This is a genomic window from Chromobacterium sp. LK1 (genome assembly GCF_001043555.1).
In the GTDB taxonomy this organism is placed as follows: Bacteria; Pseudomonadota; Gammaproteobacteria; order Burkholderiales; family Chromobacteriaceae; genus Chromobacterium; species Chromobacterium aquaticum.
On record NZ_LDUI01000008.1, the window covers coordinates 95,956 to 111,983 of the forward strand.

Sequence of the window (16,028 nt, forward strand, 5' to 3'; positions counted from 1 at the left end):
CCATGTGGCGACGCTATCCGCGTTTGGGCGTGGCCCTGGCCTGGCTGGGGCTGGCCGCGCTGCTGGCCGGCGTCGTCGCGTTGCCGTTGCTGCGCTATTCCAAGAACTGGCTGCCGGTGGACGCGCCGCTGGCCAAGGCGGACTGGATCGTGGTGCTGGGCGGCGAGAGCGGCCAGCGCGTGATCGGCGCCGCCGAACTGTATCATCGCGGCGTGGCGCCGCGGGTCTTCGTCAGCGGCGAGGGCGATTGCAAGCTGATCGTCAACCGGCTGGTGATGGCCGGCGTGCCGGCGCCGCGCATCGCTTATGAATGCGTGTCGCGCAATACCTTCCAGAACGCCGAGCAGACCCGGGTCTCGCTGCAGGCGTTCCAACCCAAGCGGGCGCTGCTGGTGACCTCCTGGTACCATTCCGCGCGCGCCTTGACCACTTTCCGCCAGGTGTGGCCGGAAGTGGACTGGGGCATGCATTTCGTCTATCCCGGCAATGATCTGTACCATACGCTGGCCGTCAACGAAGCCGGCGCGGTGCTGTCCGAATATGTGAAGACACTGGTGTATTCAGTGCGTTACTGGACTTTCAAATGATAGTTACCCCTCCGATTACCGATCGCAAGATCCGCTTTGCGCTGGTGGGCTGCGGCCGCATCGCCAACAATCATTTCGGCGCGCTGGAGCAGCATGCCGAGCGCGCTGAATTGGTGGACGTCTGCGACATCGACCCGGCCGCCTTGCAAGCCGCGGTGGAGCGCACCGGCGCGCGCGGCCATGCCAGCCTGGGCGAGCTGCTGGCGCAGACCGACGCCGATATCGTGATTTTGACCACGCCTTCCGGCCTGCACCCAAGTCAGAGCATCGCCTGCTCGGAAGCCGGTTTCCATGTGATGACGGAAAAGCCGATGGCCACGCGCTGGGAAGACGGCCTGGAGATGGTGAAGGCCGCCGATCGCGCCAACAAGCATCTGTTCGTGGTCAAGCAAAACCGTCGCAACGCCACCTTGCAGCTGTTGAAGCGGGCGATGCAGGAGAAGCGCTTCGGTCGCGTCTACATGGTCAACGTCAATGTGTTCTGGACCCGGCCGCAGGAGTATTACGACGCGGCCGGCTGGCGCGGCACCTGGGAGTTCGACGGCGGCGCCTTCATGAACCAGGCCAGCCACTATGTCGATCTGCTGGACTGGCTGATCGGCCCGGTGGAAAGCGTGCAGGCCTACACCGCCACCTTGGCGCGCAATATCGAGGTGGAAGACACCGGCACGGTCAGCGTCAAATGGCGCAGCGGCGCGCTGGGCAGCATGAACGTCACCATGCTGACCTACCCGAAGAACCTGGAAGGCAGCATCACCATCCTGGGCGAGAAGGGCTCGGTGCGCGTCGGCGGCATGGCGGTCAACGAGATCCAGCACTGGGAGTTTTCCGAGCCGCACGCGATGGACGAAGACATCAAGCAAGCCAGCTACGCGACCACCAGCGTTTACGGCTTCGGCCATCCCTTGTACTACGACAATGTGATCAAGACCATGCGCGGCGAAGCCACGCCGGAGACCGATGGTCGCGAAGGGCTGAAGTCGCTGGAGCTGCTGATCGCGATGTATCTGTCCGCGCGCGATGGCCGCCGCGTCAGCCTGCCTTTGGATTATTGAGGCCAAGGCATGATGCGGAAGGTTCTGGATGGCGCGTTGTGGGGCTTGGGGTTCTGGCTGGTCGGTGGCGGCTTGATGCTGATGTTTTCGGCTTTCAACAGCCATCGGCAGGTGGAGCGCGAGTCCGACGCCCGCGCGGCTCAATCCGGCAGCGTGGAAGATCAATGGTCGCGCAGCGAGAAATTATTGGCTCGCCAGGAGCGGTCCATGGCGCGCTCCGAGCAACAACTAAGCCGCCTGGATAAAATTTTGGATAAATGGGAGCGGCAAAAATGAGCCAGGTTCACATCCACCCCAGCGCCATCGTCGACGAAGGCGCAGAGATCGGCGAGAACACCCGCGTCTGGCACTGGGTCCATATTTGTGGCGGCGCGCAGATCGGCGCCGGCTGTTCCTTCGGCCAGAACGTGTTCGTCGGCAACGACGTGCTGATCGGCGACAACGTCAAGGTGCAGAACAATGTGTCCATCTATGACGCGGTGACGCTGGAGGACGATGTGTTCTGCGGCCCGTCCATGGTGTTCACCAATGTCAACAATCCGCGCAGCCATGTCGCGCGCAAGAATGAGTACCGCCGCACCTTGGTGAAGCAGGGCGCGTCCATCGGCGCCAACGCCACCGTGGTGTGTGGCCACACCATAGGCGAGTACGCGTTCATCGGCGCTGGCGCGGTGGTGACCCGCGATGTGCCGGCTTATGCGCTGATGGTGGGCACGCCGGCCAAGCGCATCGGCTGGATGTGTTCCTGCGGCGAACGGCTGGCCAACGACATCGGCACCCATAGCTGTCCGGCCTGCGCCAAGCATTACGAGGTGGGCGGCAATCATTGCTCGCCGCTCAAGCACGACTGACAAGCATCCCTGATGCGGCCTTGCCCCAGGGCGCTTCTCAGTCGTTCTGCGTGTCGCCCTATAGGCGATATCTTTCAAAAATTGATTTGGGGTTGATCCTCTTATGTCCATCCAGTTCATTGATCTGAAAGCGCAATACCAGCATCTGAAAGCCGATATCGACGCCCGCATCCACGCGGTGCTGGACCACGGCCAGTACATCATGGGGCCGGAAGTGAAGGAGGTGGAGCAGGGGCTGGCGGAATACACCGGCGCCAAGCACGCCATCGGCGTCTGCGACGGCACCAAGGCGTTGTTGATCGCGATGATGGCTCTGGACATCGGCCCCGGCGACGAGGTGATCACCACCCCGTTCACCTTCATCGCCACTGGCGAGATGATCGCCTTGCTGGGCGCCAAGCCGGTGTTCGTCGACATCGATCCCATCAGCTACAACCTGGATCCGGCGCTGCTGGAAGCGGCGATCACGCCGCGCACCCGCGCCATCATGCCGGTGAGCCTGTACGGCCAGTGCGCCGATTTCGACGCCATCAACGCCATCGCCGCCAAGCACGGCATCGCGGTGATCGAGGACGGCGCGCAGAGCTTTGGCGCCGGCCAGCGCGGCAAGAAGTCCGGCAATCTGTCCACCATAGGCTGCACCAGCTTCTTCCCGAGCAAGCCCCTGGGCTGCTACGGCGACGGCGGCGCCTGCTTCACCAATGACGACGCGCTGGCCAAGAAAATGCGCGAGATCCGCGTGCATGGCCAGGACCGCCGCTATCACCACCCCATCATCGGCCTCAACGGCCGCTTGGATACCATACAGGCCGCTGTGCTGCTGGCCAAACTGCCGAGCTTCGCCGACGAAGTGGCGGCGCGCGAGCGCATCGGCGCGCGCTACAGCGCGCTGCTGCGCGAGGTGGCGCGGGTGCCGGTGATCGCCGAGGGCAACAGCCATGTCTACGCGCAGTACACCATCGAGGTGGACGATCGCGAGGCGGTACAGGCCAAGCTGAAGGAACTGGGCGTGCCCACCGCGGTGCATTACCCGATTCCGCTGCATCTGCAGCCGGCCTTCGCCCACCTGAACCTGCCCGAGGGCAGCTTCCCGCTGTCCGAGGCCGCCGGCCGCCGCGTGATGAGCCTGCCGATGCACCCCTTCCTGGACGAGGCGACGCAAGACGCCATCGTCGCCGCGGTCAAGCAGGCGCTGGCCTGAGCGCATGAGCGTGTTGTTGTCCCGTCTGCCCAAGAGCGGCTTCATCCGCCACATCATCACCCTGATCACCGGGGCGGCGGTGGCGCAGGTGATTCCGCTGCTGGTGTCGCCCTTGATCACCCGCCTGTACAACCCGCACGAGGTGGGAGTGCAGGCGGTCTACGTCTCCTGGATGTCGGCGCTGGCGGTGCTGGCCACCGCCCGTTACGAGATGGCCATCGTGCTGCCGGCCGAGGAGAAGCGGGCCAGCAATCTGATGGGCCTGTCTATCGCCTGCGCGCTGCTCTTGTCCTTGCTGGTGGGCGTGGTGGTGGCCTTCGACGGCCATGCCCATATCGCCCGCCATCTGGGCGCGCCGGAACTGGAGCCGTGGCTGCTGTTGCTGCCCTTGTCCATCGCCTTGGCCGGCTTGATGCAGGCCTGGACCAACTGGAACAACCGTCACCGTCGCTACCAGGCCAATGCCAACGGCCGCATGCTGCAGTCGCTGAGCATGGCCGCCACCCAGGTCGGCTTGGGCTGGGCCGGGGCCGGCGCCGCCGGTCTGATCCTGGGCCAGCTCGCCGGCCAGTTCGGCTCTTTGCTGGCGCAGACCTGGCAGGATCTCAAGGCCCGCTTCGCCTGGCGTCACGAACTCAGCCGCGCCGGCATGCGCGAGGTGGCGCGCGCCTATATCGAGTTTCCCAAGATCAACGCGCCGCACGCCTTGAGCACCGCCTTGCTGGATTCGGCGACGCTGGTGGCGCTGACCATGCTGGCCGGCACCGCCTCGGTGGGCTTTTACGGCCTGATGATGCGGGTGTTGAAGCTGCCGGCGGCCTTGATCGGTCAGGCGGTGGCGCAAGTGGCCTACCGCGAGCTGGCCGACGCCCGCAATCAGCGCCTGCCGCTGCGCCCGATTCTGCGCAAGATGATGCTGACCCTGGGCGGCATGGCCTTGCTGCCCTTCCTGGTGATACAGCTGGCCGGCGAGCCGCTGTTCTCGCTGGTGTTCGGCCATAACTGGGCCACCGCCGGCCGCTACGCGGAGGCGATGTCGCTCTACATCCTGTTCCACTTCGTCGCCTCGCCGCTGGGCATGGTGCCGCCGGTGATCAACCGTCAGCGGCAGGCTTTCCTGTGGTCCTTGCTGCAAGCCATGCTGTTTCTGGGTACGATGTGGGCCGGTTTCGCGCTATGGAACGACGCGGTGGCCACCTTCCAACTGGTGTCGGTGGTGATGGCCGCTTACTTCCTGGCTTATTTCTCTTGGCTTTACAAGGCAGCCCGATGAATTGGCACGCTCTATTCAGCCGCATCCGCTTCCGCCTGTCGGCGTGGGTGCAGCCCAGAATGGTGTATGGATTCACCCGCGGCGACGGGGTGTTCCTCAAACGCACCCGGGTGTCCAACATGACCCGCATCGAACATGTGAACAAGCTGATGGTGGACGACAACGTCTACATCGGTCATTTCAATCTGATCGACGCCTCCGGCGGCCTGTATATCGGCGAAGGCTGTCAGATCACCAATTACGTTTCTCTGTTGACCCACTCCAGCCATGTGGCCATCCGCCTGTACGGCGACCGCTACCTGGAAAGCAACAATCACGTCGGCTATCTGAAAAAGCCCACCAAGCTGGGCCGCTACAGCTTCGTCGGTCCGCACTCGGTGCTGATGCCGGGCGTGGAGCTGGGCAAGGGCAGCATGGTGTCGGCTTACAGCTATGTGCCGGCCGGCAGCTATCCCGATTTCGCCATCCTGTCCGGCAACCCGGCGCGGGTGGTGGGCGATACCCGCGAACTGGACGCCAAGTGGCTGGACGAGCATCCGGAGCTGCTGCCCTTGTACGAGGCCTGGGCGCATGGCTGAGCCGCTGAGAGACAAGATCGCCAGCATCGCGGTGATAGGCTCGGCCTCGGTGCATACCTGGCGCTTCCTGCGCGGCATCGCGCCGCATGTGGAGCAAGTGTACCTGGCCTGCAACGGCGAAGCGCCGGCCGATGTGGCCGCGCTGCTGGCCGGCAGCCTGCGCGTGGATTTCCGCTTGGCGGCGCTGGGCACGGTGGCGCGGCTGCGCGCCTGGCTGCGCGAAACGCGGCCGCGGCTGCTGCATATCCACCAGGCCAATAGCGTGGCCTGGCATGGCAGCCGCGCCGCGGCCAGCCTGGACCTGCCCACGGTGTTGACTGCCTGGGGCTCCGACGTGCTGCTGCTGCCGGAGCGCAACCGGCTGATGCGGGCGATGGTGCGCGCCAATCTACTCGCCGCCGACGCGATCACCTCGGATTCGCTGCACATGGCGGCGAAAATCCGCGAGCTGGCCGGCGAGGGCTGCCGCATCCGCCTGCTCAATTACGGCATAGACGCGTTGCCGGCGCCCGCGGCCAGCGCCGGCAAGGGCCGCACGGTGTTGTCCTGCCGGCTGCACAAGCCGCTCTACCGCATCGACGCCATTCTGCGCGCCTGGCAGCGAGTGGAGCGCAGCGGCCGTTTTGGCGATTGGCGTTTGAGCGTGGCCGCCAGCGGCAGCGAAACCGAGGCGCTGAAACGCCTGGCCGCCGAGCTGGGATTGAGCCGCGTGGATTTCGCCGGCTTTGTCGACAGCGCGACCTTGGGGCGGATGTACGCCGAATCCCGGGTCTTCGTCAGCGTGCCGCGTTCGGACGCCACCAGCATCAGCCTGCTGGAGGCGATGGGCCATGGCTGCCTGCCCTTATTGTCCAATCTGCCGGCCAACGGCGAATGGGTGATAGACGGCCTCAACGGGGTGATCGCCGAGGATGTCGGACGCTTGGGCGAGGAACTGCTGCGCGCGATGGAACTGGCCGGCGACGACGCGCGGCTGGACGAAGTCGCCGCGCTCAATCGCCGGCTGGTGGCGGACAAGGGCCTGCACCAGGCGAATATGGCCGGCTTCGCCCAGTTGTACCGGGAATTGCTGAACCCGGATCATTAGGACACTTTGCCGCGGACTCGCGACGCTTGAACGATGTCGTCGCGCGGAGCCGGCGGCGGTTAAACAGAGCCTCAATATGAAAATTGCCCATCTCACTTCCGCCCATCCGCGCCACGACATCCGCATCTTCGTCAAGGAGTGCGCGAGCCTGGCCACCGCCGGGCACGAGGTGACGCTGATCGTGGCCGACGGCCAGGGCGAAGAGATCAACCGCGGCGTGCGCTTCCACGACGTCGGCCCCAAAACCGGCGGCCGGCTGGCGCGGATGACCGGCACCGTCAAGCGCGTGTATCAGGCGGCGCTGAAGCTGCGCCCGGACGTGGTCCACTTCCACGACCCGGAACTGATCCCAGCCGCGCTGCGCCTGAAGCAGGCCGGCATCAAGGTGGTCTACGACGTGCACGAGGACGTGCCGCGCCAGATTCTGGCCAAGTACTGGATACCCGGCGCGGTGCGCCCCCTGGTGTCCAGCGGTTTCGAGACGCTGGAAGACTGGGCGGCGCGCCGCTTCGACGCGGTGGTGACCTCGACGCCGCACATCCGCAAGCGTTTCGAGAAGCTGGGCGCGCGTGCCTTGGACGTGTGCAATTTCCCCATCCTGGAAGAGCTGGTGCGAGACACTCCGTGGGAGCAGCGCCGCAACGAGCTGTGCTATATCGGCGGCATCTCGCGCATACGCGGCATCGAACCCATCGTCGAGGCCTTGCCGGACACCGCGACGCGGCTGAACCTGGCCGGGCCGTGGAGCGAGAGCGATCTGAAGGCCCGGGTATCGGCGCGGCCGGGCTGGGCGCGGGTCAACGACCTGGGCGTGCTGGACCGCAAGGGCGTGGCCGAGGTGTTGGCCAAGAGCAAGATCGGCCTGGTGACCTTGTTTCCGACGCCGAACTACGTCGACGCCTTGCCGATCAAGCTATTCGAATACATGGCCGCCGGCATGCCGGTGATCGCGTCGGATTTTCCGGTGTGGCGCGAGATCGTGGACGACGCCGGCTGCGGCCTGCTGGTGGACCCACAGGACCCGGCCGCCATCGCCGCCGCCGTCAACGAGCTGATGGCCGACGAGCCGCGCATGCGCGCGCTGGGCGAGTCCGGCAAGCAGGCGGTATTGAACAAATATAGTTGGGCGGCCGAGGCCGACAAGCTGGTCAAGCTGTACGCGACCTTGTAAATCATGAAAATTCTCTACATCAACCACTATGCCGGCAGTCCCCGGCACGGCATGGAATTCCGTCCCTATTATCTGGCGCGGGAATGGGCGCAGGCCGGCCACGAAGTCAATATGCTGGCCGCCGATGTCTCCCATCTGCGCCAGACCCATCCGCAAGTGGATGGCAAATACCGCGACGAAGACATAGACGGCATCCGCTATACCTGGTGCAAGACCCGCCCTTACGAGGGCAACGGGCTTGGCCGCGTGCTCAATATCTTCAGTTTCCTGGCCCGGGTGATGGGGCTGTCCGGCCGCTACCTGAAGCAGTGGAAGCCGGACGTGGTGATCGCCTCCTCCACCTATCCGCTGGATACCGTGCCGGCGGCGTGGATTGCCGCCAAGACCGGCGCGCGGCTGGTGTACGAGGTGCATGATCTGTGGCCGCTGACCCCGGTGGAGGTGGGCGGCATGTCGCCCAAGCATCCCTTCATCCGCCTGCTGCAATGGGCCGAGGATTTCGGCTACCGCAAGGCCGACACCGTGGTGTCCATGTTGCCCTGCGCTAAGGACTATATGGTGGCGCACGGCATGGATCCGGCCAAGTACGCGGTGATCCCCAACGGCGTCGACGTCGCCGAATGGCGCGGCGAGGCCGAGGCCCTGCCGACCGAGCACCGGATGCGGCTGGCGGAACTGAAAGCGCAAGGGCGCTTCCTGATCGGCTACGCCGGCGGGCACGGCCTGGCCAATGCGCTGGATTATCTGCTGGAGGCGGCGGCGCTGATGCGGGACGCGCCGGTAACTTTCGTTCTGGTCGGCGACGGTCCGGACAAGGAGGCCTTGGCGGCGCGCGCGGCCGAGCTAGGGCTGGACAATGTGATGTTCCTGCCATCCATCGCCAAGCGCGCGGTGCCGGGCTTCCTCGCCGAGTGCGACGCCCTCTACATAGGCTGGCGCAAGCTGCCCATCTACCGCTTTGGCATCAACCCCAATAAACTGTTCGACTACCTGATGGCCGCCAAGCCGGTGATCCATTCGGTGGAGGCCGGCAACGATATGGTGCAGGACGCCGGCGCCGGCATCAGCGTGGGCGCCGAGGACCCGGCCGCGATTGCCGACGCGGCGCAGCGGATGGCGGCGACGCCGGCCGAGGAACGCGCGCGCATGGGCGCGGCGGGTCAGGCCTATGTGCTGGAGCACCATGATTACGCGGTGCTGGCGCGGCGCTTCTTGGCGGCGGTGAGGCTGTAACCGAATTGTAGGCAGGAAGCCCGTTTTTGGGCCTTCCGCTGGATGTGGCGATTAAGAAGAAAGAGAACAATATGATGAAGAAAACCTGGATGGCGGTGGTGACCGTCTGCATAGGCTTGGTCACGCTGCCAGCCCAGTCCGCCGGCTTCAACTGCGCTTACGCCAAGCTGGAGGTGGAAAAAATGATCTGTGCCGACGCAGAGCTGTCGTCGCTGGATTCGGAACTGGCCAAGCGTTTCACCGCGATTCAGGATGAGACTAAAGGCATAGACGGCGATACTGGCAAACGGCTTGATCCCTACGGCAAGGAACAAGCGCGCTGGCTGAAGGAAGTGCGCAACAAGTGCGAGGATGCCTTGTGCGTGCGCGATGCCTACAAGAAGCGGCTGCAGTACTTTGGCAAAGTGGAAAAGGATCTAGGCTTGCTGGTAGCCGCATGCGTGACTCAGGCTTGCGCCGATGGTTTGGTGAAACAGAAAGTGGAAGGTAGCCAATATTTCTATTCCGGCTCTGTATTGCTGGAGGGGGAATACGTTTACGCCCGTGGCGCAAGTGATATGGACATGGTGGGCGATCAATTTTGTTTCACGCCGACAAAATTGTCCGCGAAGCGGATTCCGCGAGAGCGAGGCGATGATAGAAGTCGTTGGTTCTGTTTTGAGAATACCGCCCAGGCCAAGCGCATGTTTAATGTCTTGCCCTTGCTGAAGCAGAAACAGACCTGCGAACTGAAGGGTAAAGCGACGGTGCAGGTGGATCGTTATATCGCCGACTTGACGCCTAGCGACGTGAACGACACGGCGCGCTTGTTGAAAGTCGTGCGCTTGGGGGCTCCGCGAGTGTTGCCGTATGACGGCGATTCTGGAGATTGCCGACGCTAAGGCGCCGGGCGGGGCTAAAAGATTTCATATGACGGCAGGCGAGGCCCGCCGTGCTTACGATAGCGGAAAGAATGATATGAGCGAAACAAAATTCCTGCCCTTCGCCCTGCCGGACATCGGCGAGGACGAAATCAACGAAGTGGTCGACGCGCTGCGCTCCGGCTGGGTCACCACCGGTCCCAAGACCAAGCAGTTCGAGGCCGACTTCGCGCAGTTCATCGGCGACGGCGTCGAGGCGATCGCGGTCAACTCGGCGACGGCCGGCCTGCACTTGGCGTTGGAAGCGATAGGCATCGGCCCCGGCGACGAGGTCATCGTGCCCAGCTACACCTTCACCGCCACCGCCGAAGTGGTGCGCTACCTGGGCGCGGATCCGGTGTGCGTGGACGTGGACGCGGCCACCTTCAATATCCGCCCGGATGCTATCCGCGCGGCGATCACCGCCAAGACCAAGGCGATCATGCCGGTGCATTTCGCCGGCCTCGCCTGCGAGATGGACGAGATTATCGCCATCGCCCGCGAGCACGGCTTGAAGGTCGTCGAAGACGCCGCCCACGCGCTGCCCACTTATTACAAGGGCAAGCTGGTGGGCACGCTGGACTCCGATGTCACCGTGTTCAGCTTCTACGCCAACAAGACCATGACCACCGGCGAAGGCGGCATGGTGGTGTCCAAGAACAAGGACATCATTGCGCGCTGCAAGGTGATGCGTCTGCACGGCATCAGCCGCGACGCCTTCGACCGCTATGTGTCCAAGACCCCGGCCTGGTTCTACGAAGTCGTTGCTCCGGGCTTCAAATACAATATGCCGGACACCGCCGCGGCGATGGGCATTCACCAATTGAAGAAGATCCGCCGCTTCCAGGAACTGCGCGAGGCGATGGCGCAGCGTTTTGACCGCGAACTGGCTGATCTGCCGCTGATTCTGCCGGCGCGTCCCAAGGATGCGGGCAGCAATCACGCCTGGCATCTGTACCCGGTGCGCATCAAGCCCGAGGCCGGCATCAGCCGCGACGACTTCATCGCCCGGATGGCGGAAAAAGGCATAGGTTGCTCGGTGCACTTCATTCCGCTGCATCGCCAGCCGGTGTGGCGCGACGGCTATCAACTGACGCGCGAGCAGTTCCCGGTGGCCGATGCGGCGTTTGAAGCCGAGGTGACGCTGCCGCTGTATACCCGGATGACGGACGCGGATCAGAGCCGTGTGATCGCCGCGGTGCGCGAGATTCTGGGCGCATGAGCGAGCGGTTGGAAAAAAAGGGTGGCGAGCTGCTGCCACCCTGCTGCCGGCCTAGCCGCCACGGCTCGCGGCTGCTGAAGCGCGGCTTCGACATCGCCGCCGCCGGCCTCGGCCTGGCGGTGCTGGCCTTGCCGTTATTGGCGGTGGCGCTGTGGGTGAAGCTGGATTCCCCTGGCCCGGTGTTTTTCCGCCAGGTGCGGGTGGGGCGCAACGGCACGCTGTTCCGCATCCACAAATTCCGCACCATGCAAGTGGACACCGAGTGCCACGGCCAGTTGACCGTGGGCGCCGACGCGCGCGTCACCGGCGCCGGCCGCTTGCTGCGCAAGACCAAGCTGGACGAGCTGCCGCAGTTGATCGATGTGTTGTGCGGCGATATGAGCCTGGTCGGCCCGCGGCCCGAGGTGCCCAAGTATGTCGCCCACTACCCGGACGAAGTCCGCGACATCGTATTGTCGGTGCGCCCCGGCATCACCGACTGGGCGTCGATCAAGATGATAGACGAGAACGAAATCCTGGGCCGGGCCGAGGATCCGGAGCGCGCCTACATCGAGCAGGTGCTGCCGGAAAAACTGGCGTACTACGTGCGCTACGCCGAAAGCCACAGTCTGTTCGAGGATGTGCGCATCATCGTCGCCACGCTGGCGCGGATCGTCAGCCGATGACGATTTCCATCCGCTTGGCCGGAGCCGCCGACGCTGGCGCTCTGGCGGACATTTATCTGGCCTGCCGCCGCGAGATGAGCTACGCGCCGCTGGCGCATGCCGATGCTGCGGTGCATGCCTGGTTCGCCGGCGCGCTGCTGCCGTCCGGCCGCGCATGGCTGGCGGAGCGGAACGGCGAGATTGCCGGCTTCGCCGCCACGTCGCTGCAAGACGACGCGTTATGGCTGGACCAGCTTTATGTCGGCGCCGGGCATCGCGGCGGCGGAGTCGGCCGGGCCTTGCTGGAGCAAGTGCTGGCGCCGCCGGCGCCGGCCTGCCGGCTATTCGTGTTCCAGGCCAATCAGCGCGCGCGCCGTTTCTACGAGGCGCACGGCTTTGCGCTGCTGAGCCTGGGCGATGGCCAAGACAATGAGGAATGTTGTCCGGATGCGCTGTATCAACGGCCGCCGGACGCGAAAGAATGACCATGTTTGAAAAATTGCTGGCCTTCTCCCGCCACAACAAGATGGCGATGCTGGCGCTGATGGACGCGCTGCTGCTGCCGCTGGCTTTGTGGAGCGCGGTTTTCCTGCGCCTCGGCGGCTACTGGGACCCCAAGCTCAATCCGCATCTGTGGATCTTCATCGTGCCACCGTTGTGGGCGATTCCCATCTTCATCAAGCTGGGCCTGTACCGCGCGGTGCTCAAATACCTGGACGACAAGATCATCGTGACGGTGTTTTCCGGCGTGAGCTTGTCGGTGCTGGTATTGCAGGCGGTGATACAGATGGCGCACATCTGGGCGATGCCGCGCACCTCGGTGATCATCTTCTGGGTGTTCGCCATGGCCTATATCGGCGGCAGCCGCTTCCTGTTGCGCGGCCTGGTGCGGCGCATCGACGCGGTGGACGCGCCGCGCGAGCACGTGATCATCTACGGCGCCGGCCGCGCCGGCGTGCAATTGATGTTGGCGCTGCAAGCCGGCCGCGAGTACCGGCCGATGGCCTTTGTCGACGATAATCCCGAGCTGCACCGCCGCACCTTCCGCGGCGTGGCGGTGCATCCGCCGCGCGAGCTGCCGCAGTTGGTCAAGGACCTGGAAGCCAAGAGCATTTTGCTGGCCATGCCTTCGGTCAGTCGCAGCCGCCAGCGCGAGATATTGGAAGCGCTGGAACTGCTGCGGGTGCCGATCAAGCGGCTACCCGGCATGGCGGACCTGGTGTCCGGCGAAGCGCGGGTGGAGGAACTGAAAGAGGTCGAAATCGAGGACCTGCTGGGTCGTGACCCGGTGCCGCCCAAGCCCGAGCTGCTGGCGCGCAATATCCGCGGCAAGGTGGTGATGGTGACCGGTGCCGGCGGCTCCATAGGCTCGGAACTGGTGCGCCAGATCGCCAAGAACCAGCCGGCGCGCATCGTGTTGTTCGAGCAGTCGGAATACGCCTTGTACGCGATAGATCAGGAGCTGGCCCGCGGCGCCGCCGCCGGGCTGCCGCGCACGCCGATACTGGGTTCGGTCACCGACTACCAGCGGCTGGTCCAGGTGATGCGCGCGTTCAAGGTGGACACCGTCTACCACGCCGCCGCCTACAAGCATGTGCCCATGGTGGAGCACAATCCGGTGTCCGGCATCGTCAACAATGTGTTCGGCACCGACACCACCGCGCGCGCGGCCGAGGATTGCGGCGTCGATACCTTCGTGCTGATCTCCACCGACAAGGCGGTGCGCCCCACCAATGTGATGGGCGCCACCAAGCGCATGGCGGAACTGATGCTGCAGACCCGCCACGCGCGCGGCAGCGCCACCCGTTTCGTGATGGTCCGCTTCGGCAATGTGCTGGGCAGCTCCGGCTCGGTGGTGCCGCTGTTCCGCGCGCAGATCAAGGCGGGTGGGCCGATCACGCTGACCCATGCCGATATCACCCGCTACTTCATGACCATCCCCGAAGCGGCGCAGCTGGTGATCCAGGCCGGCGCGATGGGCGATGGTGGCGATGTGTTCGTGCTGGACATGGGCCAGCCGGTGCGCATCATCGACCTGGCGCGGCGCATGGTGCATTTGTCCGGACTGGAGTTGAAGGACGCGGCCCGGCCCGGCGGCGACATCGAGATCCGCATCACCGGTCTGCGGCCTGGGGAAAAGCTGTACGAGGAGTTGCTGATCGGCGACAACGTGTTGGCCACCGATCACGAACGCATCATGCGTGCCCAGGAGTACTGCCTGTCGGAGACGGAGATGCGTGATCTGCTGGCAAACATGGACGAGGCTTGCCGGCGGTTGGACGCGCCGGCGGCGTTTGCCTTGCTGCAACAGGCGGTGCGCGAGTTTCGCGCCGCCGACGCCACTCAGGACTGGGTGGTGCTGCAGAACTGAGGCCGGCTCACCAGTTGCAGCCGTCTTCGCGCGCGCTTTGCACCGCCAGCACCGGGATCGCCAACAGGCCCAGCCCGGCATAGCGGGTTTTGCAGTCAGGCTTTTCGGCCCGCTCAATCGAGCGGGCCATTTTCGTTTTGGCGGGATCGGCCGGCAGCGGCGCGGCCTTTTGTTCCGGCGCGGCGGCGGCTTGTTCCCGCACCTGCCGGCGCAGGCCGTCCAGCGTCAGCGCCGGCCTTGTCGTGTCGTCCGCTGGCGGAGGTACAAGGGTCGCGCCGGATGGCGCGGTTTGCGGCTGGACCCGAGGCGCGCGCGTGGCGGGCGCCGCTTGGATGGCGGGACGCGCGCTTGCCGGCTTGGCTTCCATTGGGCGCGGCGCGGCTTGTCGCTGGGCCGGCGGAGCGGACTCGGCGGCACGCAATTGCACGCGCAGCGCGGAGTCCGCGGGCTGTGGCGGAGATCCGGCTTCGGGACGGCTCAGCAACAACGCGACATGGGCGAGCAGGCTGAGCGCGATGGCGACGGCCAGCGGGCGGCGGCCAGCGGCGGGCAGGGGGAGGGAATGGATCATCAGGGCTCAACGATAAGCAAACTCGGCCGCGGGGTAAAGCCGGCGTCAGCCGGTCGACACCACCCGGTCACGGCCGGCTTGCTTGGCCTGGTACATGCGAGCATCGGCGCGGTCCACCAGCGCGCACCAGTCAGCGCAGTCATCGCGCCACAGTTCCGCCACGCCGACGCTGGCGCTCAGGCCGCTGCCGTCCGGCCGCTCGCCCAGGCCTTGTTCGCGCAAGCGGGCGATGACCTGGGCCGCCTGCTCCCGAGTGGCGCCGGGCATCAAGAGCACGAACTCCTCGCCGCCCCAGCGCACCAGGATGTCGCTGCGGCGTAGCCGCGCCAGCATCAGCGCGGCGAAATGGCGCAGAACCTGGTCTCCGGCCAGGTGGCCGTAGCGATCGTTGATCGCCTTGAAATGATCCAGATCGATGAAGGCCAGGCTCAGCGGCTGCCGCGCGCGCTGGGCCTGCATTTGCAGCAAGCCCAGCATTTCCTCGCCGCTGCGGCGCGAGAATACCCCGGTCAGAGGGTCGCGTATCGCCTGGTGAACCAGCACGATGATGAAGGCCAGCTGGCTGATACCGGCGATGGCGGACACGCCGGCCAGCAAGGACAGCAGCCAGAACTCGCCGCCGAAGCTGGGCAGGTTGGCGCCGCTCAGGTCCAGCAGGCCGGCCAGGATGAAGCCCAGCAGCACCGGGCTGGCAAAGGCCAGGCTCTCCAGCAGCGTCAACGGAAAGATCGCCAGCCCGGCCAGCAGCACGAAGGGCAGGAAGGCGTAGCCGGCGCCGATGGCGGCGGATAGCCCCTCCAGATGGTAGCGGCGCAGCAGCAGGTGGGAGGCGATGTAGAACAGCGTGGGCGTGGCGAACAATAGCGCGATGCCGCGATAGGCCGAGCGCAGGCGGCCATCCATCGGCTGCCACAGCGCCAGCGCGATGAAGGCGGCAGTGACCAGCAAGCGCAGCGCGGTCAGTTGCAAGGACAGCGGGTAGGGCAGGGTCAGCAGGTCTATCACCGCCCAGGCCGGAGTCAGCACCGAAAACAGGATGGCGAACAGCCGGCAGCGATTGAGCAGCATCAGCGCGCGCCGCTGCGCCAGCAGCGGCATGTGCTGGCGCGGGCTCAGCAGCCAGAGGGTGTCTCCGCTCTGAATTTCGCCGGGCGCCATGCCCAGCAGCCTCTGCCAGATAAAGTGAGTGATATGCATGCAGGTGGAGCCGGATAGTTGCTTCATTCTAACCCGGTTTATGACTTTGGGCTTGAAGCAGGTCAAAGGTCGACGGCTTTGGCCCCGC

17 protein-coding genes are annotated in these 16,028 nt (G+C 65.1%); 15 read left to right on the top strand and 2 right to left on the bottom strand.

Annotated elements, in window-relative coordinates; translation table 11 throughout:
- The first annotated feature begins 2 nt into the window (after positions 1–2).
- From VI26_RS05070 to VI26_RS05145, 15 genes are all read left to right on the top strand, one after another.
- Positions 3–587 carry a YdcF family protein gene (locus VI26_RS05070; RefSeq protein WP_048408656.1) on the top strand — a complete coding sequence of 195 codons (585 nt, stop codon included), beginning with the start codon at positions 3–5 and terminating at the stop codon, positions 585–587.
- The gene (locus VI26_RS05075) at positions 584–1,642 is read left to right on the top strand and encodes a Gfo/Idh/MocA family protein (RefSeq protein WP_048408657.1); all 1,059 of its coding nucleotides are present in this window, start codon (positions 584–586) and stop codon (positions 1,640–1,642) included. The genes VI26_RS05070 and VI26_RS05075 overlap by 4 nt, the downstream gene beginning before the upstream one ends.
- Positions 1,643–1,651: 9 nt before the next feature.
- Entirely contained in the window at positions 1,652–1,918 is a 267-nt protein-coding gene (locus VI26_RS05080) for a hypothetical protein (RefSeq protein WP_048408658.1), read from the top strand.
- Positions 1,915–2,493 (top strand): acyltransferase, encoded by a 579-nt coding sequence (locus VI26_RS05085; protein WP_048408659.1) that lies wholly within the window; start codon positions 1,915–1,917, stop codon positions 2,491–2,493. Before VI26_RS05080 ends, VI26_RS05085 begins: the two co-directional genes overlap by 4 nt.
- A gap of 103 nt (positions 2,494–2,596) precedes the next feature.
- Complete coding sequence (locus VI26_RS05090; RefSeq protein ID WP_048408660.1) at positions 2,597–3,694, top strand: DegT/DnrJ/EryC1/StrS aminotransferase family protein; 1,098 nt, start codon at positions 2,597–2,599, stop codon at positions 3,692–3,694.
- Positions 3,695–3,698: 4 nt separating this feature from the next.
- The gene (locus VI26_RS05095; RefSeq protein ID WP_048408661.1) at positions 3,699–4,967 is read left to right on the top strand and encodes a lipopolysaccharide biosynthesis protein; all 1,269 of its coding nucleotides are present in this window, start codon (positions 3,699–3,701) and stop codon (positions 4,965–4,967) included.
- Positions 4,964–5,545: an acyltransferase gene (locus tag VI26_RS05100; protein WP_048408662.1), complete on the top strand. Its 582-nt coding sequence runs from the start codon at positions 4,964–4,966 to the stop codon at positions 5,543–5,545. The genes VI26_RS05095 and VI26_RS05100 overlap by 4 nt, the downstream gene beginning before the upstream one ends.
- The gene (locus tag VI26_RS05105; protein WP_048408663.1) at positions 5,538–6,632 is read left to right on the top strand and encodes a glycosyltransferase family 4 protein; all 1,095 of its coding nucleotides are present in this window, start codon (positions 5,538–5,540) and stop codon (positions 6,630–6,632) included. The genes VI26_RS05100 and VI26_RS05105 overlap by 8 nt, the downstream gene beginning before the upstream one ends.
- 76 nt (positions 6,633–6,708) lie before the next feature.
- Positions 6,709–7,803 (top strand): glycosyltransferase family 4 protein, encoded by a 1,095-nt coding sequence (locus VI26_RS05110; RefSeq protein WP_048408664.1) that lies wholly within the window; start codon positions 6,709–6,711, stop codon positions 7,801–7,803.
- A 3-nt stretch (positions 7,804–7,806) separates the two neighbouring features.
- Positions 7,807–9,036 (top strand): glycosyltransferase family 4 protein, encoded by a 1,230-nt coding sequence (locus VI26_RS05115; protein WP_048408665.1) that lies wholly within the window; start codon positions 7,807–7,809, stop codon positions 9,034–9,036.
- 71 nt (positions 9,037–9,107) lie between these two features.
- Positions 9,108–9,917: a lysozyme inhibitor LprI family protein gene (locus VI26_RS23125; RefSeq protein WP_156183748.1), complete on the top strand. Its 810-nt coding sequence runs from the start codon at positions 9,108–9,110 to the stop codon at positions 9,915–9,917.
- Positions 9,918–9,993: 76 nt separating this feature from the next.
- Entirely contained in the window at positions 9,994–11,157 is a 1,164-nt protein-coding gene (locus VI26_RS05130) for a DegT/DnrJ/EryC1/StrS aminotransferase family protein (protein WP_048408666.1), read from the top strand.
- The gene (locus VI26_RS05135) at positions 11,154–11,822 is read left to right on the top strand and encodes a sugar transferase (protein ID WP_082150895.1); all 669 of its coding nucleotides are present in this window, start codon (positions 11,154–11,156) and stop codon (positions 11,820–11,822) included. Before VI26_RS05130 ends, VI26_RS05135 begins: the two co-directional genes overlap by 4 nt.
- Positions 11,819–12,286, top strand: a complete 468-nt coding sequence (locus VI26_RS05140; protein ID WP_048408667.1) for a GNAT family N-acetyltransferase — start codon at positions 11,819–11,821, stop codon at positions 12,284–12,286. The genes VI26_RS05135 and VI26_RS05140 overlap by 4 nt, the downstream gene beginning before the upstream one ends.
- Positions 12,287–12,288: 2 nt before the next feature.
- Positions 12,289–14,172, top strand: a complete 1,884-nt coding sequence (locus VI26_RS05145; RefSeq protein WP_048408668.1) for a nucleoside-diphosphate sugar epimerase/dehydratase — start codon at positions 12,289–12,291, stop codon at positions 14,170–14,172.
- Positions 14,173–14,179: 7 nt separating this feature from the next.
- Here VI26_RS05145 and VI26_RS05150 read toward each other — a convergent pair whose 3' ends face one another.
- Positions 14,180–14,743 (bottom strand): hypothetical protein, encoded by a 564-nt coding sequence (locus VI26_RS05150; protein ID WP_048408669.1) that lies wholly within the window; start codon positions 14,741–14,743, stop codon positions 14,180–14,182.
- A gap of 45 nt (positions 14,744–14,788) precedes the next feature.
- The gene (locus VI26_RS05155) at positions 14,789–15,967 is read right to left on the bottom strand and encodes a diguanylate cyclase (protein WP_231580957.1); all 1,179 of its coding nucleotides are present in this window, start codon (positions 15,965–15,967) and stop codon (positions 14,789–14,791) included.
- Between the last annotated feature and the right edge of the window lie 61 nt (positions 15,968–16,028).